The organism is Cecembia lonarensis LW9 (assembly GCF_000298295.1).
In the GTDB taxonomy this organism is placed as follows: Bacteria; Bacteroidota; Bacteroidia; order Cytophagales; family Cyclobacteriaceae; genus Cecembia; species Cecembia lonarensis.
The window spans coordinates 1-21,496 of the sequence record NZ_AMGM01000065.1; the positions used below are offsets into that span (position 1 = coordinate 1).

Below are 21,496 nucleotides of genomic sequence, written 5' to 3' on the forward strand. Positions count from 1 at the left end.
ATTCCAAATATAAAGGAATGGCTTGATCTCAATCTACCGCTACTTTTTCCACTTCTTTCCAAACCCGGAAGAAATTACGGTAACATATTTTTTCTATATCTTCTACACTGTATCCACGTTTCAATAATTCCGCTAAAATATTCGGATACATGGAGGCATCTTTCAAACCCTCCGGAAGGGTATCTCCCACACCGTCGAAGTCTGAGCCTAAGCCAACATAATCTACACCTACAAGATTGACGACATGATCAATATGATCAACTACTTTGGAGACGGTTACAATAGGCTTTTTGTCTGCGGTGTATTCCCTGATATAGGCTTGAGCTGCCTCATCACGATAATTTAAATTGTTTTCCTTTAGCCATTCCTGAATATGCCTCCTGTTTTCTGCATTAGCGTCAGCATAAGCCTGATCCAGAAAACTACCGCCAAATGTAATCATCACCATACCGTTTCGTTCTGCTATTTTTTGGATGATTTCATCAGAAACATTCCTCTCAAACCCAGGCGTGAATGCCCTTACTGAGCTGTGTGTGGCCACAAGAGGGGCTTTTGACACTTCAGCCACATCAAAAAAAGTTTTATCTGTAATATGGGATACATCCACAATCATACCCAACCTATTCATTTCCAAAACCACCTTTTCACCAAATTCACTCAATCCGCCATGGGTCTCGGAATCATCATAAGAAGAATCACCTACTAAATTATCTTTTCCATGCGTAAGGGTCATGTAGCGGATACCCTTATTGTAGAAATACTCAATGTTGGAGAGGTCATCTTCAATAGCGGCCGCATTTTCTATCCCCATGGGTAAAGAAAGTAACCCCTTGTTGAAATTAGCTTCAATTTCTTCAGGGGATCTGGCCAAAGCCAACTTGTCAGGCCAAGTATCTACCATCCTTTCCACCATCATAATTAAGGTATCAGCCAATCCCTTTGCTCCACCAGTTTCTTGATAAGAAGCTGGAATATATATCGCCATAAAAGGCGCATCAACTCCTCCTTCCCTGGCCCTTACATAATCGATATTCCCTTCATTGCTTCTGCTTATAAAATCAAATACCTCCCCTCGCATATCATGCCCCATATTGTACATTCTGAAAGGCAAGTCCATATGACCATCTACGATAATGGTTTTATGAGCCATTTCTATTGCCAATTCCATTCTTTCCTCATCCGAAAGTGCTGTGTAATCTACTTCCGTAGTTTTTGGCTGACAAGCCCAAATAAGGCTTATCCAAAACACAGTAAATAGTATTTTTTTCATGGTTTGATTTGGTTAATGCTCTAAAATAAGATTTTCATTTTGTTTCAAGTGAGGGAGATTTATAAGCGGTAAAAAAAGTAGCTGAAAAATTCACATTCGAATATGATGCGAATAGGTAATATCAATTTTCATATCCTTAATCTTTTTTTAATTATATTGATAAGAAAAAAGCATGCGTATCCTTATCATCCTATTTTCTATCCTTTTGATTGCCTGTAAAGGGAACGAAGGGCCAAATGTTTCCATTAGCATTGCAACGGATTTACAGGCCGACCTGCATGATGGCAGATTGCTACTGATTTTGCATCACAATGATGATCGGGAGCCACGCTTTGCCATAAGTGATGAGGTAGGCTCGGCACAGGTAATCGGAATAGATTTTGAAAATTACCAAAATGGAAAAGACTTCGACTTTAACATGGAAGCATTCGGCTATCCTAAAGAAAATTGGAAAGACATCCCTCAAGGCGATTATTGGGTCCAAGCTTATGTCATAAAATACGAAACTTTTGACAGGGCTGATGGACATAGCATTAAAATGCCCATGGACCAATGGGAAGGTAGGCAATGGAACCGTACACCGGGTAACATCTTCAGCCGACCCCAAAAAGTAAAATGGGATGGTAAAAATAGTATTAACATACAGATAGATCAGATTAACCCGCCTGTAAAGGAACCTGAAGACACAGAATTTATCAAACATATCAAAATAAAGAGTGATTTGCTTTCCGAATTTTGGGGCAGAGACATGTTTTTGGGAGTACATGTATTACTACCTAGGGATTTTGAGCAAAATAAGGATGAGTACTATCCCTTGATGATTTATCATGGCCATTTCCCTTCAGACTTTGAAGGATTCAGGACCATTCCCCCCGATGAAAAGCTAGAAGAAGATTACAGCCCAAGGTTCAATATTTATGGGTATAACAAAATTCAACAACAAGAAGCCTATGATTTTTACCTCACATGGATTTCACCTGACTTCCCCAAATTTATTGTTATTCAAATCCAACATGCCAACCCATTTTACGACGACAGTTATGCTGTGAATTCTGAAAATATAGGCCCCTATGGAGATGCCATTACCTATGAATTGATCCCGCACATTGAAAAAGAATTTAGGGGAATTGGCGAAGGATGGGCAAGATTTACCTATGGAGGTTCCACTGGGGGCTGGGAAGCCCTTGCCGTACAGGTAAAATATCCTGAGGAATATAATGGCTGTTTTGCTGCTTGCCCGGATCCCATAGACTTTCGGGCCTACACTACAGTCAATATATACGAAGATGACAATGCGTATTATATCAAAGGTCCATTCAGAACCACTGAAAGGGTAGGGAAAAGAAATTACCTGGGTCATGTATCCGCCATGTTGAAGGACATGAACTATAAAGAACTGGCTTTAGGAGGGACAAAAAGTAGGTCCGGTGACCAATGGGATATATGGCAGGCGGTCTATTCCCCGGTTGGCGATGATGGTTATCCTATGCCCATCTGGGACAAATACACAGGAGAGATAAATAAAGAAGTAGCAGCTTATTGGAAGGAAAATTATGACCTCAGGTACATTATGGAAAGGGATTGGACAAAGGTTGGCAAAAGTCTGGAAGGTAAAATCCACATCTATTGCGGGGACATGGACAATTACTACCTGAACAATGCCGTTTACTTGACAGAGGATTTCTTGGAAGGTACTACTGATCCTTATTATAGAGGAGAAGTCTTATATGGGGATCGGGCAGAACATTGCTGGAATGGTGATCCAGAACTGCCCAACTATATCAGTCGATTGCGTTACAACACCATGTATCTCGATAAAATTGCTAAGCGCTTAAAAGAAACATCCCCAGCCGGTTTTGATCAGCGCTTATGGGTCATGAAAAGATAATCCAAAAACCAGAAACTCAAATGAGAAATTGGGTTTCTTGGCATTATAATCCATTTATTGTCCTTACCTTTATAGAGTTAACAGTACAAAGCCCTAAGCTTAGAATGTCCGGGCAAACCCACATATCAAGTAAAGGCATCCTTAATTTATGAACAAATCAGAGTCTATCAATTACGAATTGGAAAAAAACATGGAAGTCATCTCCCAATTAGATGGCTATGTAAAACATGCAGTAGAAAACATTCTTGTTGATCCCGATGAATGCTGGCAGCCTTCGGATTTTTTGCCGGATATGGGCCAACCAAATGCTTTTGAAGAAGTCAAAAAATTGCAGGAAAGGGCAGCCAATATTCCTGATACCATAATCACTTCCCTTATTGGGAACATGATCACAGAAGAAGCACTTCCAAGTTATCAGACCTATTTCAATTTATTGGAAGGCATCAACGTAGAAGGAAACCTTTTAAGCAATTCCGGATGGGTAAAATGGTCCAAAGCCTGGACAGCTGAAGAAAACAGACACGGTGACTTACTGAACAAATACCTCTACCTTTCCGGAAGAGCTGACATGAAAAAAGTGGAACAAACCATCCACAGACTCATTTATAATGGATTTGATCCCCGTTCTGAAAAAGACCCTTATCAAGCCATCATTTATACATCCTTCCAGGAAAGAGCAACAAAAATTTCTCATGTGAATACAGGAAAGTTAGCAGATAAGGCAGGAGACGATGTTCTTGCCCGAATTTGTAAGACCATAGCAGGTGATGAGGCGAGACACGAGAAGGCTTATAAAAGCTTTATGACGCAGATTTTTGAAATAGACCCAAGTGGAGCCATTTTGGCTTTTGAAAAAATGATGAGAAAGCAGATCGTGATGCCGGCAGTTTTAATGGGCCACGGTGGAAGCAATCCCTCCTTATTTGATCAATTCTCTGCCATCACTCAAAAAATTGGCGTATATACCGGATGGGATTACGCAAGAATCATTGATCACTTGGTCAAACTGTGGAAAATCGAAAACCTAACAGGACTTTCTGATATGGCAGCAAAGGCACAAGATTACCTTTCCAACCTATCAGATCGCTATATGAGATTAGCAGATCGCATGAAAGCCCCAGATGAAGTAACCCTTGCTTGGTTAAAATAATTGCGGCAAGAAATATCCCCCCTTAAGAGGAGAACTTAAGAAAAGGATGTCCATGGATCAAATGATCTGGACATCCTTTATTTTTTTAATATTTGGAACAAAATAACCTGATTTTCCATTATATGTATAGACACGAAATATTATATGAGAACAATAAAAGCTATACACCAAGCAGCTTATCATCCTATAGCTGATTTAATTACCTACAACCCTTTGCCATCTGCGAGGTTACGACAAATTGACCCTTTCATATTTTTGAACCATCATGGTTATCAAGAATACCCACGGCACAACAATGGTCTTCCTTTCGGCCCTCACCCACATAGAGGAATGGAAACCGTTACATTCATACTTGAAGGTGACATCATGCATAAAGACTCAGGAGGTCATGAATCGGTCATTGAGGCAGGAGGCATTCAATGGATGACCGCAGGTAAAGGCCTAATCCACGCCGAGGTCTCCTCAGATCAATTCAAAAAAGAAGGTGGCCCACTTGAAATCCTTCAGCTGTGGGTCAACTTACCCGCTAAATTTAAAATGACTGAACCCAGGTACATTGGTTTACAAAAGGAGGAAATCAACACGTTTCCTTTAGAAGATGGGAAAATAAGCGTTCAGTTGATAGCAGGCCAATGGGAGGAGCAAAAAGGATCATTTGATACTTTATTTCCAATTTCCTTAAGCACTATCCATCTGGAAAAAGGAAGCAAACTCACTAAAAACATACCAGCAGAGGAAAATATTTTCTTTTATATCGTGAGAGGTGCAGTAAAAATAATGGGTGAAGAAATTCCATTCCGAAATTTGGTAGAATTTAACAATGATGGAGAACAGCTCTCCTTTGAGGCAAGTGAGGACAGTGTGGTGATTTTAGGCCATGCCTTACCTTTCAATGAACCAATGGTAGCTCAAGGCCCCTTTGTAATGAATACACAGCAAGAAATCGTACAAGCTTACCAAGATTATCAGGCTGGTAAATTTGGGAGTTGGAAAGGTTAAACCCGAAACATACATAATCCGATCGTTACTAAAAAAGCCCTGGGTTTTCACCCAAGGCTTTTGTATTTATATTAATTTAAGTTCTTTTTTTATAGGTCAATTCCCATAAAGGACATAAAGGCAACGCCCATAAGTCCGGTCAACAACATGGTAATGCCCAATCCTTTCAATCCGTTTGGCACATTGGAATACTTTAATTTTTCTCTGATAGCAGCCAAAGCCACCATAGCCAAAAAGAAACCAACACCTGAACCAAATCCGTAAACGCCAGCTTCAGCTAAAGTGTAATCTCTTGTAGCCATGAAAAGAGATCCTCCAAGGATGGCACAGTTTACCGCGATCAATGGAAGGAAGATACCCAAGGCACCATAAAGGGCCGGAGCAAACTTTTCCACTATCATCTCTACCAGCTGCACCATTGCAGCAATGATGGCAATAAACATGATAAATCTTAAGAAAGACAAGTCAATGGTAGCCATTGACTCTCCTAACCAAGCTAAAGCACCCTCTTTCAAGATATACTCATTCAATAGCCAGTTAGTAGGAACCGTAACTGTCAATACGAAAATTACAGCCGTACCAAGACCAAGGGCAGTGCTTACTTTTTTTGAAACGGCCAAGAATGAACACATCCCCAAAAAATAAGCGAAAACCATGTTTTCAATAAATATCGATTTTATTCCTAAATTAATTAATTCCATGACCTTGATTAATTATGTTCTACATAGCCTGTTTTTGTACGCTGTACCCAAATGATCAAACCTAATATGATAAATGCTCCAACCGGAGATACCATTAGACCATTGGTTGCTAAGCTGAAGTCTTCTCCAAATAATCCTGAGATACTATCATATACAGGTACTCCAAAAACGGATCCTGAACCAAGCAATTCTCTAAAGAAGGCCACTGCAAGGATTATCCAAGCATAGCCCAATGCAGAACCAAAACCATCCAAGACAGAATCATATGGTTTATTACCAAGAGCGAAAGCTTCCAACCTACCCATTACGATACAGTTGGTAATAATCAAACCTACAAATACTGAAAGCTCCTTATACATGTCGAATGCAAAAGCTTTCAAAACCTCATTAACCAAAGTTACAAGGGAAGCAATAACCGCAAGCTGTACAATAATCCTGACCCTTGAAGGAATGGTGTTTCTCAAAAGTGAGATAGTAAGGTTTGCCATCACCATCACGAAAATTACGGATATAGCCATAACCAATGTGGGTTGCAACTGTGTGGTTACCGCTAGTGCGGAACAGATCCCCAATACCTGAATGGTAATCGGGTTGTTGTCCACCAAAGGATCCGTAATGAATTTCTTTCTTCTTTTAGACAGTAAACCTTCAGCGGGTTTTTTAACTTCTGCCTGTGCTGTTTCTGTACTCATTATTCCAGATTTATATAGTCCACAATTAATTAAGTGCTAGCGATTCACTAGCGCCTGAATCTCTCAGTTTATCGAAATAGGCTTTGTAGGCCTGAAGATAATTTCTAAACATCGCATTCACACCATTAGCGGTAATGGTAGCACCTGATAAACCATCTACTTTATGGTCATCATCAGAATAATCTCTACCTTCACCTTTCTGCATCGCTACAGATTGGAAGTTACCACCATCATCAAATAACCTCTTTCCACGGAACCTGTCCTGAACAGCATTTTCAGTGATTCTTGCCCCCAAACCAGGAGTCTCTGCTTTGTGTCCAAAAGTGACACCAGCAATAGTGTTCAGGTCTGTGTCAAGAGCAAGGAAACCCCATATTTCATCCCATAGTCCAGCGCCATAAACTTGCACAATATAGGCCTCCACTGCCTCAGGATTACCCTCTTTGTGAAACACAAACATAGGATACATCCTTTTTTCAGGGGCCATTTTGTAATTCTTAGCAACGTTTACGTTTTCTGCAATTATCGGGTTACCACTTTCATCTTTTTCTAGCAGATTCCCTTCAATATCCACCACCTTAGACGTGATTCGATTATCATAGAAATCAAGGATTTCATCCGGTTTCATACTTCTTATTTCAGAAGGAGCCAAAACCGCACCTAAAATCTGTTTTTTAGTATCTAGTTCTACGGCCTTCTTTTGAATAGGCGCTAAGACCTGAGAAGTACCGGACAACAATAACCCCAAAACTACGGTCAGGATTACTGAGAAAGTAATGATATAAGCGTTAGACTGTTGCACGTTGTAACCTCCTGTTTTTATTAGCTTTTACTACATAATGATCGATCAACGGTGCAAACACGTTCATAAATAGAACAGCGAGCATAATTCCCTCTGGATAAGCCGGATTGGTTACCCTGATAATTACCGTCAGAACACCGATCAAAAATCCATAAATCCATTTACCCAATTCAGTTTGTGCTGCAGAGACAGGGTCAGTGGCCATAAAGACTACGCCAAATGCGAGGCCACCTATTACCCAGTGGTACTCTGCAGGCATTGCCATATACTCATTCACAGCAAACATATTCATTACCAAGCCCATTAAATAAGCACCACCAAAACCACTGACAATGATTTTCCAGCTTGCTACTCCAGTACCGATCAGGATGGCTGCACCAATAAGTGCCATCAAAGTAGAAGTTTCTCCAATAGAACCTGGGATCCAGCCAATAAACAGATTGGCAAAACCATACAAACTGTCCCCTATAGCCGCGTTGTGTGTATTTAAGGCAGAAGTTACATTTTCTCCTTCTACACCAGCATTGTAAGCTACTGCAAGCGCTGTGGCTCCTGAAAAACCATCAACTGGGGCTTTATCTCCTAAATATGTCCATACCTGATCACCCGAAATTTGTGCTGGGTAAGCAAAATACAAGAATGCCCTGGCTGTCATGGCCACATTCAAAATATTCATACCAGTACCACCAAATACTTCTTTGGCAATAACTACCGCAAAAACAGTGGCAAGAGCCACTTGCCAAAGCGGCAATGTAGCAGGAACGACCAAAGGAATCAACATACCTGTTACCAAGAATCCCTCATTTATAGGGTGCTTTCTCACCACGGCAAAAACTGCTTCTACCAGGCCACCGGCAGCATAAGAGACTATAACTATCGGCAATACCAATTCAAGACCTATAAGAAGTTTTGGCCCAAAATCTTCCCATAAACCTGCAGTCTGTCCAGTCGCAAGAAAATGTTGATGTCCGGTATTATAAATCCCGAACAACAGACAAGGGATCATTGCGATCACCACAGTGATCATCATCCTTTTCAAATCTATGGCATCTTTTACCTGAGCACCTTTTATACCGGCAGTATGATTGGGTTTAAACAAGAAAGTTTCGCCCGCCTCATACAGATAGTAAAGGTTCTCTAATTTACCACCTTTTTGAAAAAGTGGTTTCTGCTTATCCAACAGATCTCTTAGAAACTTCATATCGGTTAACTGTATTGAATTAAATCTATTCCTTTTCTTACTATTTCCTGAACAGGGTGCTTGGAAACGTCAACGAACTCACAAAGTGCTAAGTCCTCTTCTACTATTTCGTAAATCCCTAACTCCTCCATTTCATCAAAATCTTCCGCCATGATGGCTTTCAATAGATAAACAGGAAGTATATCCATAGGTGTTACATCTTCAAAGACACCAGTTTGGACAAATGCCCTTTCCTCACCGTTGGTGTTGGTGTCCAAAACAAATTCCTTTTTTGGATTTAGGAAGGAAAGCAAACCAAGTGCTCTATGATAACTAAGCTTACTGGCTGTTGGTTTCATCCAACCCAAAAATTCATATTGGTCTCCTTCAGGAAGAAGGGTGATCTGATGATGGTAATATCCAACATATCCATCCCTATTGATCCTTTCTCCTGTCAATACATTGCCTGAGACCACACGGATATGATCTTGCTTGATATTTCCTTCTACAAGGGAGTCAACACAGGCCCCCATGTAAGTATTGGCATATACTGCGTTCTTGGCTTCTGAACCAGTGACAGCTATCTTCTTAGAACCATCGTATTTTCCTTCCAAGAACAGTTTACCGATTTGTACTACCCCATAAGGATTGACCGTCCAGACAATTTCGCCTTTATTGATGGGATCAAGGTGATGGATCTGAACACCGATGTTACCGGCTGGGTGAGGGCCACTGAATTTGTTCAGTTCTACTCCTTTTGCATTAGCAAAAATGCCAGGAATAGTAGCGTTGCCATCGACATTCAGGTGTACTTTTCCACTTGTCAATTTTGAAAGGACATTCAGCCCTGCTTGGAAATATTTATCTTCACCTTCTAAAAGAAAACCATAGTCTGGTGCTAATGGATGGGAATCAAATGCGGAGATGAATATTGCTTTTGGAGAATCTTCCGGATTAGCCACTATGCCAAAGGGTCTCTGTATGATCTGAGGCCATACACCACCTTTACACATTTGCACTACAGCATCCTCTTTACTGAGAGAATTCAGCGCATCTTCTGAAAATTTATCGAAAGCTTCATAGCTGATATTTGTATCAGCCAGAATTTTTATTTCTAATAATTTTCTTCTGTCTCCTCTTTTTATTTCGACAATTTCACCTGAAACCGGAGCTACATATTGCACAGTTTCCATGGCTTTGTCAAATAAAATAGGAGTGCCCGCTTTAACTGTATCTCCTTCACTCACAGTAACTTTTGGTCTTTGCATCCCGATAAAATCGGTTGGCTTCAAGGCAAAAGTTTTGGCGGATTTGAAGTCTCCTAGCTGCTTTTCAGCCTTGCCTACGAGCTTAATATCGAATCCTTTCTTAAGCTTTATTGTTTTTGACATATGATTTATGAACTGTATGGTCCTTTGAAAAACGCCCCAAATCTAATAAAATAGATCAGCTTTTAGAAGATTATTTTGTTATTATTTGTGCCTAAAAGCACAGACATTGTTCCCTTTTACGGAAGTTGACATCAATTGTTTTCCAAAAGTGTCCCTTCTTCCAGGGAATTAATATGGTGCATTACCTGCTCCATCAACCACATTGGTGTTGAAGTTGCGCCACAAATCCCTATCCTATCAGTAGGTTTAAACCAATCAGGGTTTATTTCTGCCTCATTCTCCACGAAATAGCTGCGCTCATTTTCATTTTTACATACTTGGTACAAAGCCTTGCCATTGGAACTTTTTTTACCTGAAACAAAAATGATTACATCATTTTCTTGAGCAAAACGCTGAAGTTGAGGTTCTCTATTGGATACTTGCCGGCAGATGGAATCATTGGCATTGAAATCAAATTCGTTGAATTCTCCCTTTTCAGCCTTAATCCTCTCTTCAATCTTGGCCTTAAGTTCATAAAAACCCTTGGTGCTTTTTGTGGTTTGACTGAAGAGCGTGACCGGTTTGGTAAAATCAATTTTTTCCAAATCCTTGTCCTCCATGACCACAATAGCTTTTTCCAAAGTTTGCCCTGTAAGACCTATCACTTCTGCATGACCTTTTTTCCCATAAATAACAATTTGTCCTTCTTCCTTTTCCATCTTGTCAAAGGCCGTTTTAACCCTATGCTGTAATTTTAAAACGACAGGACAGGAAGCATCAATGAGTTCAATGTTGTTTTCAATGGCCATCTTGTAGGTTTCAGGTGGTTCGCCATGTGCACGGATCAGCACCTTACAGTCATTCAACTCCTGTAATTGTTCCCTATCAATGACTACCAGACCTTTATCCCTAAGGCGTCTGACCTCCATGTCATTGTGGACTATATCACCCAAACAGTAGAGTTTATCAGAGACTTCCATCTCATCCTCTGCCATTTTGATGGCAAACTCAACTCCAAAACAATACCCTGAATTTTTATCGATGGTTACTTCCATAAGCTTTTGTATATAGGCCAATTTTTTCATTGGCCAGGTCAACGATTCGGTCCACTTGTTCCTCAAAATTGAGGTGACTTGTATCTACCTCTACAGCGTCATCAGCCCGCAATAAGGGGCTCTCTTTTCTGGTAGAATCAATTTCATCTCTCTCAGATAAGTTACGGATGATCTCTTCTAATGTTACTTCCCTGCCTGCTTCAAGCAATTCCTTTTGTCTACGCTTCGCCCTGATTTCCAGATCCGCAGTCATAAAAATTTTTAGCTCCGCCTCTGGAAATACAACAGTTCCGATATCCCGTCCATCCATGACAACCCCTTTTGCCTTTCCCAGCTGCTGCTGTCTGTGTACCAGGTCTGTCCTAACAGATTTGATCTTACTGACTTCACTGACAAAATTAGAAACTTCCATGGACCTGATCGCATCTTCTACATTCATTCCATTGAGGTAGGTCTCTTGCTTACCAGTCTGAAAGTTTTTCTTAAATGCTATCTGAATTTTCTTGAGTGCCTGTTGTAATTCATCTGGGTTATTCAGATCGACCTTTTCTTTCAAAAAATATAAGGTAGTAGCCCTGTACATGGCACCAGAGTCAATATAAGTGTAACCCAACTTCAGGGCAACCGCCTTAGCAGTAGAGCTTTTCCCACAACCAGAATACCCGTCTATCGCAATTACTATTTTTTGCATGAGATAAAAGTAGCTGTCGCTTTTTAATTATAGGCGCAAATATAGTAGTTTTAAATCTAAAATATGTCAGGATGAAATGTATTACTTATATCCGTAAGGGTACTTCATTTTAATGTTGAAATAAATCAATCAAGATTTTAATATTAGATTATATGGATAGTTTTAAAGTTTGTGGACAATTGGTTGATATCCCGAATAGAGAAATTTTTACAGCGGAGATTGAAATAGACAGACAAAGAATAGTTTCCATAAGAAAAATCCAGCCATCAGCTGATCTACCCTTTATATTACCCGGGTTTATTGACGCCCATGTGCATGTAGAATCCTCCATGTTAGTACCATCTGAGTTTGCCCGTCTAGCCGTATGTCATGGGACAGTAGCTACCATTTCTGATCCACACGAAATTGCAAATGTGTGTGGCATGAGGGGAGTGGATTATATGATCCAAAACGGTAATAAAGTCCCTTTTAAATTTTATTTTGGTGCACCATCCTGCGTACCTGCCACCCCGTTTGAAACGGCTGGCGCTGTCATCAATGCCAATGACATCAATGAACTACTCAAAAGAAAAGAGATAGTATACCTGGCAGAAATGATGAACTGGCCTGGAACGGTAAACAGGGATCCAGAGGTCATGGAAAAAATCGAAACGGCCAAAAAATATGGCAAACCAGTGGATGGGCATGCCCCGGGTCTAAAAGGACAGATGGCTGCTAAATATGCAAGTGCAGGAATAACAACCGATCATGAATGCTTTACATTGGAGGAAGCGCTGGACAAAGCTGCTTTGGGGATGAAAATAGCAATCAGGGAAGGCAGTGCAGCTAAGAATTTTGACGCCTTGATCGACATCCTTGAACATTACCCTGAAATGGTTATGTTTTGTTCTGACGATAAACATCCTGACAGCTTAGCCATCAACCATATCGACGAACTGGTACGGCGTGCCATTGCCAAGGGAAAAAATCTATTTGACGTTTTGAATGCTGCATGCATCACACCAATCAAACACTATAGGCTTGAGGTGGGACAGTTGAGGATAAGTGACTCAGCAGACTTTGTCGTAGTCAAAGACCTGGAAAACTTTGAGGTTTTAGCTACTTATATAGATGGTATTAAGGTGGCTGAAAATGGAAAAACCTTAATCCCCTCAGTTGAAAACAGTATCATCAACAATTTTCAAATTTCTGAGAAAAAAATAACTGATTTTCAACTGCCTGCCAAAGGAAATAAAGTACGGGTAATTGAGGCCTTAGATGGACAATTGATCACCCCTGAATCGCCGGGCGAGATTAAAGTCCAAGATGGTCTAGCGACCGCTAATGTTGATCAGGATATTTTGAAAATAACAGTAGTCAATCGCTATGAAACATGCCAACCGGCCATAGGATTTATAAAAAACACAGGAATAAAAAAAGGTGCCATAGCCTCTTCTGTTGGACATGACTCCCACAATATTATTGCAGTTGGTGTAGATGACACCTCCATCTGCAGGGCAGTTAATCTGATTATTGCTCAAAAAGGTGGGATATCCGCAGTACATCAGGGAAAAGAGACCGTACTTCCATTGCCGGTGGGAGGTATTATGTCAGAAAAGGACGGTTATGAGGTAGCTGAGGCATACACCCAAATAGATAAGATGGCCAAAGAAATGGGCTCAACCTTACAGTCCCCTTTCATGACGCTCAGTTTTATGGCTTTACTTGTCATTCCAGATTTGAAATTAAGTGACAAAGGACTATTTAATGGCAAAGATTTTAAATTTACAGAACTATTTTTATCCTGAATTATTACCAGTCACAGAATTTTAAAAAAATAAATTTTTAAAAATTTTATTTTATCAAACACCCATTGAAAGATTATTATTTGGTTATTTGAAAAGGTTTCGAGAGGGCCAATACGCAGAAATACCAAGGACGAAAGTACTGCCAGGACCTAGATCAAAAAATAAAACCATTGTGTTTTACAACAAGTTAGTAAATTACGATGAGTAAACCCAAATATACTACAATGATGAATTTTGAGTTTAATGAAAATCAGACCATGATTGCACAAATGGTCAGAGATTTTGGCGCTAAAGAAATTACGCCTTTCAGAAAAGAGTGGGATGATAATCAGCATTTTCCACTGGATCTTTTTAAAAAACTAGGAGGATTAGGCTTAATGGGTGTATTGGTACCCACCGAATATGGAGGATCCGGGTTTGGCTACTTTGAGTATGTAACAGCCATTGCAGAACTTGCTAAATTGGATCCCGCCATTTCTCTTTCCATGGCAGCACACAATTCCCTTTGTACCGGTCATATTTTGATGTTTGGTAACGAGGAACAAAAACAAAAATACATTCCGAAACTGGCTACCTGCGAATATTTGGGTGCTTGGGGATTGACCGAACCAAATACCGGGTCGGATGCAGGTAATATGCGGACAGTTGCAGTAAAAGATGGAGACCATTACATCATCAATGGTGCTAAAAACTTCATCACTCACGGATACTCCGGGGATGTAGCGGTGGTAATTGCAAGAACAGGAGATGTGGGAGACTCACATGGAATGACTGCTTTTATAGTAGAAAAAGGCACTCCAGGCTTCAAAGGTGGCCGAAAAGAAGACAAACTGGGCATGAGAGCTTCTGAAACGGCTGAAATGATATTCGAAGATTGCCGGGTTCATGAAAGTCAGGTATTGGGTGCAGTAGGTGATGGGTTTATTCAATCCATGAAAATTTTGGATGGAGGACGTATCTCTATCGCTGCCCTTTCTTTGGGAATTGCCCAAGGTGCCTTGGAAGAATCTATCCAATATTCTAAAGAAAGACAACAGTTTAATCAACCAATTAACAAATTTCAAGGGATTTCTTTTAAACTGGCAGATATGGCCACGCAGGTAGAGGCTGCCAGCCTATTAACCTTCAAGGCAGCTGATATGAAAAATAGAGGTGAGAAAGTAACCCTCGCAGGTGCTCAGGCAAAGTATTATGCTTCAGAGGTGGCTGTTTCTGTTTCCAATGAGGCTGTTCAGATTTTTGGTGGATATGGATTTACCAAGGATTACCCTGTTGAAAAATATTACAGAGATGCAAAACTATGCACAATAGGAGAAGGCACCTCTGAAATTCAAAAATTGGTCATTTCAAGAGAAGTACTTAAAAAATAAAAGCCCTTGAGCAAGAAACCCAAGGACTGAACAGCTATTTTTGAATTTCTGTTTAGCGCTTGCTGATAGTTTGTCAGCAAGCGCTAATTATTAAGTTTTACCTATTTTTTTTAGAGCTGGTTTCTTCTTCTTCTTTTCCAAATAGCAGCTTGGACAATTCTTCCTTCGCTGCTCCGGTTTTCTTTTGTATCTTGCCCAAGAGTTGATCTTCCTGACCTTCTGCATAAGCCAGATCATCATCGGTAAGTTCTGAATAACGTTCTTTCAGTTTACCCTTCAACTCATTCCAATTTCCTTTTATTTTCAATTCAAGTGACATATCTATTATAATTTAAAGTTTAATATAAAATTTGGTTAAAATAGAGCAAAATCCATTCCAAAATATTAAAAATAAAATTTATTTTATGCAAAATATAATATTTCCTCTTTTGATCTGCTTTCTTTTTGCCTGCCAACAAGAAAAGCAAGCAGAACTGGTATGGTCAGATGAATTCAGCTATGAAGGTCTACCTGACCCAGAAAAGTGGGTATATGATGTCGGCGATCATGGTTGGGGAAACAATGAATTGCAATACTACACCGAAAACGATCCTTTGAATGCCCGGGTGGAAAATGGGCGCTTGATCATTGAAGCCCATCAGGACAGCACCTATGAAAAAGGATATTCGTCTGCCCGCTTGCTGACAAGAGGAAAAGCAGCCTGGAAATATGGCTACATAGAAGTAAAAGCCAAGCTTCCGGAAGGAGTAGGCACTTGGCCGGCTATCTGGATGCTACCGGAAGAAAAAAAATATGGCGGTTGGCCAAAAAGCGGTGAAATAGACATCATGGAGCATGTAGGCTATGACCAAGGCGTTATTCATGGTACCGTTCACACAGAAGCTTTTAACCACACCAAAGGCACCCAAATAGGCAAACAGATCAATGTACCGGACTGTTCGGAAGCCTTCCATGTCTATGCGGTAGACTGGAAAGATGAAAAAATCGACTTTTACCTGAATGATGAAAAATACCACACTTTCGAGAATACTGGAAATGGTTGGGAAGAGTGGCCCTTTGACCATCCTTTTCATTTGATCCTTAATATTGCTGTAGGAGGAAATTGGGGAGGTGCACAAGGCGTAGATCCTAATATCTGGCCACAACGTATGGAGGTAGAATACGTAAGGGTATACACAGGCAAACCTACCCCTTAGGATCAAAGACCCTCAAAATCAATAATTATAAAATCTTCATCGGCTTCAGTTTTTAGGAAGAACAGGAGTCCATTGGACAATTTGTTTTAATTTTGTGGCATGAGCGCGATGGCACTAGCGAATAAATTAAGTATCTGGAGCCTGGTTAAGATAAGCAGACCGGTGAACCTCATCATTTTGGCCTTTGCCCAAATGATGACGGCTGTCTTTTTGGTAGAAACCAACATCCACGGGCAGGCCACCTGGCAAACATGGAACCTGTATTTACTTATTTTGGCTACCGTAATGATCGCCGCTGCAGGCTACATGATCAATGATTACTATGATGTGAAAATCGATTATATCAACAAGCCTGATGAAGTCATCATCGGAAGGACCATGAAAAGAAGGGTAGCCATTTTCTATCACTCGCTTCTCAATTTTTCCGCCATAGGCATTGGCTGGCTATTAAGTCCAAGGGTGGCCTTGGTGATTTTTCTGGCAGCTTTTTTATTGTGGTTCTACAGTAACCTTTTGAAACGCTTGCCCTTTATTGGCAACTTCACTGTAGCCTTTCTAACAGGGGCATCCATTTGGTTGATAGGCTATTACTATCAAAAATCAGAACTTTTAGTCCTTACCTATGCTTTGTTTGCTTTTTTCATGAACCTTATCCGGGAAATCATCAAAGATATTGAAGACAGGGATGGAGATAGAAAACATGGCTGTAAGACCCTTCCTATTGTATTGGGGTTCAGAAACACCAAAAAGGTTATTTTTGCCATTGCAATTGTATTTATCTGTTCTATTTTAGTTGTCACGTTCAAAATCAACAACCCCAAACTGTACTTCTACTTTGCTGGCTTAAGTGTGCTTTTTTTGATTTTTATGTACAAAATATACCTGGCAGACAGAAAGCAGCATTTTACCCAATTGAGCATATTGAATAAAGCACTGATGCTGGCAGGTATTATGAGTATGGTTTTTCTATAGACTTTTGAATTTCAGGTCAAAAAGAACAAGCCCATTTGGGGCTGCATGGCTTATAATGGGGCTGTTCTCCTCAGACTGAAAGGCATCAAATAAAGCCTCAAGACTTAACTGACCTAAGCCCAAGGCCACCAAAGCTGCTGCCATTATTCGGACCTGATACCTCAAAAAGCCCTTACCATTGACTTTAAAAACCAGCGCATTTTCAGGAATATGGGAAATGCCGGCCATAGGGTGTGGCACAACCTCGGACAGATAAACCTCCCTATGGTAATTATCTGTCACCTTATCTATAGCGCAGAACCTCCTAAAATCATGCCTTCCTACAAATGCCCGGGCACCTTTTTGCATCAAGCCCAGGTCTGGATTTCCGGGAAAGTAACTCAGGTTTGCTCCCGCAAAAGGATGGAATTTGTCTCCAAAAGCCATGTGGTAATGGTACTCCTTCCAGGCAATATCCTGGATAATGTTAAAAGTATGGGGAACTTGCTGCAAAGCCAGTAAACGGATATCCGAGGGTAGATTGGCATTGACCCTTTCCAAAAAATCAAGCTGCTCCAAAGGGCTTTTCAAAAAGAGCTGAAAGGCTCCTTTTTCGCAGGATACCCCGGAATCTGTCCTACTTGCCCCGAGGATGCTAAAGTCTTCATGTCCCAGCACATAGCGTATCCCTCTTTCGATGGTCCCTTGGACGGTTTTGATCCCCTTTTGCTTTTGCCAGCCTGCATAGCGAAGGCCTAGGTATTGGATGTAAAACAAGTAGGAATAGGGTCTGGTCTGCATAGGACAAAACTCGCATAAATATTCTTTAAATCCCGGCTTTGTGTCCTTCCATAACTCAAAATATTTTGCTTAAATCCGGAAAAATAATGAATACGCATCGACCCATTATTGGGATTTAGACGGGTACATTAAATACTTAGGCTTTTATCATAATACCAAAAATTATTTGCAAAAAACCTATTTATATTAATCATAAAAAAATTTAATGATAAGTAAATGTGATTTTACTCATTTTTCTTTCACGTAAAATTAATGGGAAAAATCTATTAAATATTGGAATCATATTAGTAAAAACTATTAACCAAAAAGAAAATCAATTTATTGAAAAAAAGTATTATTTATTTAAAAATCATGTTTTTTGCAAATTATATACTGTTTTTTGTTTTTTATTTACTTTATTCTACATTTAGTTATTATTTTAAACACATACACATGAGAACACTAAATTTCGCGAGGGGCCTAAACTGGGTTTGGGTACTTGCACTTGCTGCATTTTTCTTTACAGCATGTAATCAAATGGATGGCCTTGAGCCAGACGGCAAAACTTTAGAGGAAAATAGCGCTAATGAGCTATTTAGATTAAGTCCTTTCGGGGATGGATTGGAGAATGCGAGAGTTATAGGTCCAGTATTTGTTCCTGATGGAACTGGCGGAAATGTTTCTTGTACCGATGCAGCGACAACGCTTGGTGTAGAAGGTTCTTTTACTTCTTTTCCGGCAGGTGGCACTGGTGGAAACGATTTCAACGGTAGCACTTTCGCGTCGGCATGGCCTGATGGATTTACAATTACCGTACGAGAGGGTAAATATGTAGACTGGAAGTTTGAAAGTGACGAGTTTTGTCTTACCAACCTTATTGTAATTGTTAAAGGGGGACCTGGTGCAAATGCATATTACTTTGAAGGAGTAACTTCAGGCACAGATCTAAGATCTCCCAATAACCCAGGTGGTCAAATAGCTGATTTAAGTAATCTTAGAATTTGCTACAACTTGGAGAAGAAACCTGATGCACCAATAGTGGAAGGTGCTGAGGATTGTTTTGAAGAAGGTTTAGTACTAAGAGCCACATCGAATGATGCTCCAGCTGGCTATACAGTACAATGGTACACAAAAAATGATCAAGGAGAATTTGTACCAGTTCCAGGTAATGATCCAAAATTGGATAAAGTAGGCACTATTGACTATTATGCGGCTTTTGTAAACGGTTGTTCAAGTGATATTTCAGAAAAACCAGCCACCTTGACTATCTGGGCTTTGCCTGCTGCACCGAAATCCAAAGGAGATCAGGAGGAAGAAGCCTGTGATTTTAAAAAACTTACCGCATCTGTTGAGGTAGCTCCTGGAACCAAAATTGTTTGGTATGATGCCCCTACTGGTGGTAATGTAGTTGAAAATCCTTCCTTAGTTTATGATGAGGCCAAAGGGGGCACTCAGACTGTAACTTTCTATGCTGAAGCTGTAAACACAGAAACAGAATGCGTAAGTGCAACAAGGACTGCTGTTAAACTGACATTAAACCCTTGTCCTCCATCTGACTGCTGGACAGGTGAGTCTGCAACTGGTAAGGGCAGTCCATTCCCAACAGGTTCTAGCACTTGGTTTGAGTGGAATACTAGGCAGCAATTAATAGATGGAGTTGATCTGGTATATGGCAGAAATTTGGTACCAATAGGTAGAGTTACCCTTTCTGGCGGAAAAATAACTGTTACCCTTAATGAAGGTATTAGATTTGCACAAGATGCTGATGGTAAAACCGTTAGCGGTGCCCTTAAAGTCATAGCATCTAATACCCAATTTACCAGCTTTAGTGGATTCAGAGGAGCTCTAAGCAATGCAACAATAAATGGAAACACTGCGACAATATCTGTTCCTGATAGACCTTTCTACTTCGTTCACGGAGATATTGAGAGAATTATAGAATGCTCTGTTGAAGATTAACAGCAACATTTAACCATTAAAACACCAAACCCCGGTAGCTTGAGCTGCCGGGGTTTTTTATTGCCTTAGAATGGTGATTCGAACAATTTCTTGGATTGCAAATTATCATTAGCTGTTTTTTCACATTTCCTGGCTATTACCAAATTGTGCCAGAGGCACAACCCATCGGTAGCAAATCCAACGCAAAAATGACCCCAACCGTCCCATAGGGACGGCCTATCGGTAGAAATAAACGGCAATCTATCCCCCACCGTCCTGTAGAGCCTGTCCCGAAAATCGGACGACAGCCCATAAAATGGAAAAACATTGTAAATATTTCAATAGGCAATCCCTACAGGATTGACCCGCGATTTCAATTGCCAATCTGCTACCGATAGGTAATCCCTACGGGATTAATGCCCGAAAAAAATGCTTTGGCTAATAACGGGGAACCCCTACAGGAATGGTGCCAACAAAAAAATCAGATTGTCACCAACAAATGGCGATCCCTACGAGATCGGGGTTATCAGATTTTGTTTGCTGTTATTTTAATAAAACAAAACCCAAATTGAAAAACCGGATTCATCCTGACTATCTCTGCTCTTCCCAAATTCCAGCTCACCTAATATCAATCAACCACCTGCCTTCCCCAATCTTGAAATATCCTTGAATTGTGCCAGAGGCACAACCCATCGGTAGCAAATCCAGCGCCTAAATGACCCCAACCGTCCCAGAGGGACGGCCTATCGTTAACAAAAACCCCGATCAATAAACCAAACCATCCCGTAAAGCCTGTCCTGAGAATCGGTAGACATCCTTTAAAATTCCAAAATCTAAATTATCCGTTTAATTTAAAGGCAAGCCTTTTACTACACCTCTTTCATTTGTAAATTCATATCCTAAATTTTTAATAACTATGGCAAATACATATACCCAAATTCATATTCAGGTAGTTTTTGCGGTGAAAAACAGAGCCAGTTTAATCCGACCTGAATGGAAAGATGATCTGTTCAAATACATGACAGGAATCATCCAAAAAAGAGAGCATAAATTACTGGCCATTAATGGGGTTCCTGACCATGTCCATATACTTATTGGACTTAGGCCATATCAATCAATTTCTGATTTGATGAAAGAAACAAAAATCGGATCGATGAACTTTATTAATGAATCTGGTTTGACTAAATCAAAATTTTCATGGCAGGATGGATATGGTGCATTTTCTTACAGCAGGTCCCATATCAGCAGGGTTATTAAATATATTCAATTACAGGAGGAACATCATAAAAAAAAAACCTTTTTGCAGGAGTATACCGAGATATTGGAAAAATTTCAGGTTCCATTTGAGGAAAGGTATATGTTCAAAGCTGTGTTATAAAAGGTCATTATTTCAAATGCATCCGGATAAATTAAGAAAAGGGGATTTTTCAATAGGCAATCCCTACAGGATTGATGGGCGAATTCAATTGCCAATCTGCTACCGATGGGAAATCCCCACGGGATTGTTGGGTGATTTATCTGCAATTCCTGTTAAAAATGGGTAATCCCGCTGGGATTATCGGGCACAAATAAATGCTGATTAGCTACCGATAGGTAATCCCTATGGGATTAATGCCCGAAAAAAATGCTTTGGCTAATAACGGGGAACCCCTACAGGAATGGTGCCAACAAAAAAA

At 40.2% G+C, this 21,496-nt stretch carries 19 protein-coding genes; 9 read left to right on the forward strand and 10 right to left on the reverse strand.

All coding sequences use genetic code 11. From position 1 onward, the window contains the following. Positions 1–28: 28 nt before the first annotated feature. Positions 29–1,270 (reverse strand): dipeptidase, encoded by a 1,242-nt coding sequence (locus B879_RS15860; RefSeq protein WP_009186221.1) that lies wholly within the window; start codon positions 1,268–1,270, stop codon positions 29–31. Positions 1,271–1,442: 172 nt separating this feature from the next. On the opposite strand from B879_RS15860, the gene B879_RS15865 reads away from it, so the two are divergent. The 3 genes from B879_RS15865 to B879_RS15875 all read left to right on the forward strand — a co-directional run bounded on the left by B879_RS15865 (position 1,443) and on the right by B879_RS15875 (position 5,307). Then, entirely contained in the window at positions 1,443–3,158 is a 1,716-nt protein-coding gene (locus B879_RS15865; protein ID WP_009186222.1) for an alpha/beta hydrolase, read from the forward strand. A 148-nt stretch (positions 3,159–3,306) separates the two neighbouring features. Continuing rightward, on the forward strand, positions 3,307–4,308 hold the full coding sequence (locus tag B879_RS15870; protein ID WP_009186223.1) for an acyl-ACP desaturase: 1,002 nt from the start codon (positions 3,307–3,309) through the stop codon (positions 4,306–4,308). Positions 4,309–4,452: 144 nt separating this feature from the next. Continuing rightward, positions 4,453–5,307, forward strand: coding sequence for a pirin family protein (locus B879_RS15875; RefSeq protein ID WP_009186224.1), 855 nt, complete (start codon positions 4,453–4,455; stop codon positions 5,305–5,307). Between the two features lie 89 nt (positions 5,308–5,396). Here B879_RS15875 and nqrE read toward each other — a convergent pair whose 3' ends face one another. The 7 genes from nqrE to cmk all read right to left on the reverse strand — a co-directional run bounded on the left by nqrE (position 5,397) and on the right by cmk (position 11,798). Next, positions 5,397–6,008, reverse strand: a complete 612-nt coding sequence (nqrE, locus tag B879_RS15880) for an NADH:ubiquinone reductase (Na(+)-transporting) subunit E (RefSeq protein ID WP_009186225.1) — start codon at positions 6,006–6,008, stop codon at positions 5,397–5,399. A gap of 8 nt (positions 6,009–6,016) precedes the next feature. Next, positions 6,017–6,700 carry an NADH:ubiquinone reductase (Na(+)-transporting) subunit D gene (locus B879_RS15885; RefSeq protein ID WP_009186226.1) on the reverse strand — a complete coding sequence of 228 codons (684 nt, stop codon included), beginning with the start codon at positions 6,698–6,700 and terminating at the stop codon, positions 6,017–6,019. 25 nt (positions 6,701–6,725) lie between these two features. Continuing rightward, positions 6,726–7,502 carry an NADH:ubiquinone reductase (Na(+)-transporting) subunit C gene (nqrC, locus tag B879_RS15890; RefSeq protein WP_009186227.1) on the reverse strand — a complete coding sequence of 259 codons (777 nt, stop codon included), beginning with the start codon at positions 7,500–7,502 and terminating at the stop codon, positions 6,726–6,728. After that, on the reverse strand, positions 7,489–8,703 hold the full coding sequence (locus B879_RS15895; RefSeq protein WP_009186228.1) for an NADH:ubiquinone reductase (Na(+)-transporting) subunit B: 1,215 nt from the start codon (positions 8,701–8,703) through the stop codon (positions 7,489–7,491). Before B879_RS15895 ends, nqrC begins: the two co-directional genes overlap by 14 nt. A gap of 5 nt (positions 8,704–8,708) precedes the next feature. Next, entirely contained in the window at positions 8,709–10,073 is a 1,365-nt protein-coding gene (locus B879_RS15900; protein ID WP_009186229.1) for a Na(+)-translocating NADH-quinone reductase subunit A, read from the reverse strand. A gap of 131 nt (positions 10,074–10,204) precedes the next feature. Further along, positions 10,205–11,107, reverse strand: a complete 903-nt coding sequence (locus B879_RS15905; protein WP_040400903.1) for a 4-hydroxy-3-methylbut-2-enyl diphosphate reductase — start codon at positions 11,105–11,107, stop codon at positions 10,205–10,207. Then, positions 11,088–11,798 (reverse strand): (d)CMP kinase, encoded by a 711-nt coding sequence (cmk, locus tag B879_RS15910; protein WP_009186231.1) that lies wholly within the window; start codon positions 11,796–11,798, stop codon positions 11,088–11,090. Before cmk ends, B879_RS15905 begins: the two co-directional genes overlap by 20 nt. A 152-nt stretch (positions 11,799–11,950) precedes the next feature. Here cmk and ade point away from each other — a divergent pair, with 152 nt between their 5' ends. Next, positions 11,951–13,585, forward strand: coding sequence for an adenine deaminase (gene ade / locus B879_RS15915; RefSeq protein ID WP_009186232.1), 1,635 nt, complete (start codon positions 11,951–11,953; stop codon positions 13,583–13,585). Between the two features lie 227 nt (positions 13,586–13,812). After that, the gene (locus B879_RS15920; RefSeq protein WP_040400906.1) at positions 13,813–14,955 is read left to right on the forward strand and encodes an acyl-CoA dehydrogenase family protein; all 1,143 of its coding nucleotides are present in this window, start codon (positions 13,813–13,815) and stop codon (positions 14,953–14,955) included. A 97-nt stretch (positions 14,956–15,052) separates the two neighbouring features. On the opposite strand, the gene B879_RS15925 is transcribed toward B879_RS15920, so the two are convergent. Continuing rightward, the gene (locus B879_RS15925) at positions 15,053–15,274 is read right to left on the reverse strand and encodes a CsbD family protein (RefSeq protein ID WP_009186234.1); all 222 of its coding nucleotides are present in this window, start codon (positions 15,272–15,274) and stop codon (positions 15,053–15,055) included. 85 nt (positions 15,275–15,359) lie between these two features. On the opposite strand from B879_RS15925, the gene B879_RS15930 reads away from it, so the two are divergent. Both B879_RS15930 and B879_RS15935 read left to right on the forward strand, forming a co-directional pair. Then, positions 15,360–16,151 carry a glycoside hydrolase family 16 protein gene (locus B879_RS15930; RefSeq protein ID WP_040400908.1) on the forward strand — a complete coding sequence of 264 codons (792 nt, stop codon included), beginning with the start codon at positions 15,360–15,362 and terminating at the stop codon, positions 16,149–16,151. 99 nt (positions 16,152–16,250) lie between these two features. Then, complete coding sequence (locus B879_RS15935; protein WP_009186236.1) at positions 16,251–17,123, forward strand: geranylgeranylglycerol-phosphate geranylgeranyltransferase; 873 nt, start codon at positions 16,251–16,253, stop codon at positions 17,121–17,123. Here the strand turns inward: B879_RS15935 and B879_RS15940 are convergent. Next, positions 17,118–17,903, reverse strand: a complete 786-nt coding sequence (locus tag B879_RS15940; RefSeq protein WP_009186237.1) for a tRNA pseudouridine synthase A — start codon at positions 17,901–17,903, stop codon at positions 17,118–17,120. The two genes, B879_RS15935 and B879_RS15940, sit on opposite strands and share 6 nt — an antisense overlap. Positions 17,904–18,224: 321 nt before the next feature. Between B879_RS15940 and B879_RS15945 the strand changes: the two genes are divergently transcribed. Next, on the forward strand, positions 18,225–19,841 hold the full coding sequence (locus B879_RS15945) for an immunoglobulin domain-containing protein (protein WP_157231656.1): 1,617 nt from the start codon (positions 18,225–18,227) through the stop codon (positions 19,839–19,841). Positions 19,842–20,736: 895 nt separating this feature from the next. Then, positions 20,737–21,198 carry an IS200/IS605 family transposase gene (gene tnpA / locus B879_RS15950; protein ID WP_009186239.1) on the forward strand — a complete coding sequence of 154 codons (462 nt, stop codon included), beginning with the start codon at positions 20,737–20,739 and terminating at the stop codon, positions 21,196–21,198. Positions 21,199–21,496 lie beyond the last annotated feature (298 nt).

Excerpts from the sequence above, each read along its gene's own strand:
- B879_RS15860 (WP_009186221.1), bottom strand. The coding sequence starts at position 1,270 with ATGAAAAAAATACTATTTACTGTGTTTTGGATAAGCCTTATTTGGGCT.
- B879_RS15865 (WP_009186222.1), top strand. The coding sequence starts at position 1,443 with ATGCGTATCCTTATCATCCTATTTTCTATCCTTTTGATTGCCTGTAAA.
- B879_RS15870 (WP_009186223.1), top strand. The coding sequence starts at position 3,307 with ATGAACAAATCAGAGTCTATCAATTACGAATTGGAAAAAAACATGGAA.
- B879_RS15875 (WP_009186224.1), top strand. The coding sequence starts at position 4,453 with ATGAGAACAATAAAAGCTATACACCAAGCAGCTTATCATCCTATAGCT.
- nqrE (WP_009186225.1), bottom strand. The coding sequence starts at position 6,008 with ATGGAATTAATTAATTTAGGAATAAAATCGATATTTATTGAAAACATG.
- B879_RS15885 (WP_009186226.1), bottom strand. The coding sequence starts at position 6,700 with ATGAGTACAGAAACAGCACAGGCAGAAGTTAAAAAACCCGCTGAAGGT.
- B879_RS15895 (WP_009186228.1), bottom strand. The coding sequence starts at position 8,703 with ATGAAGTTTCTAAGAGATCTGTTGGATAAGCAGAAACCACTTTTTCAA.
- B879_RS15900 (WP_009186229.1), bottom strand. The coding sequence starts at position 10,073 with ATGTCAAAAACAATAAAGCTTAAGAAAGGATTCGATATTAAGCTCGTA.
- B879_RS15905 (WP_040400903.1), bottom strand. The coding sequence starts at position 11,107 with ATGGAAGTAACCATCGATAAAAATTCAGGGTATTGTTTTGGAGTTGAG.
- cmk (WP_009186231.1), bottom strand. The coding sequence starts at position 11,798 with ATGCAAAAAATAGTAATTGCGATAGACGGGTATTCTGGTTGTGGGAAA.
- ade (WP_009186232.1), top strand. The coding sequence starts at position 11,951 with ATGGATAGTTTTAAAGTTTGTGGACAATTGGTTGATATCCCGAATAGA.
- B879_RS15920 (WP_040400906.1), top strand. The coding sequence starts at position 13,813 with ATGAATTTTGAGTTTAATGAAAATCAGACCATGATTGCACAAATGGTC.
- B879_RS15925 (WP_009186234.1), bottom strand. The coding sequence starts at position 15,274 with ATGTCACTTGAATTGAAAATAAAAGGAAATTGGAATGAGTTGAAGGGT.
- B879_RS15930 (WP_040400908.1), top strand. The coding sequence starts at position 15,360 with ATGCAAAATATAATATTTCCTCTTTTGATCTGCTTTCTTTTTGCCTGC.
- B879_RS15935 (WP_009186236.1), top strand. The coding sequence starts at position 16,251 with ATGAGCGCGATGGCACTAGCGAATAAATTAAGTATCTGGAGCCTGGTT.
- B879_RS15940 (WP_009186237.1), bottom strand. The coding sequence starts at position 17,903 with ATGCAGACCAGACCCTATTCCTACTTGTTTTACATCCAATACCTAGGC.
- tnpA (WP_009186239.1), top strand. The coding sequence starts at position 20,737 with ATGGCAAATACATATACCCAAATTCATATTCAGGTAGTTTTTGCGGTG.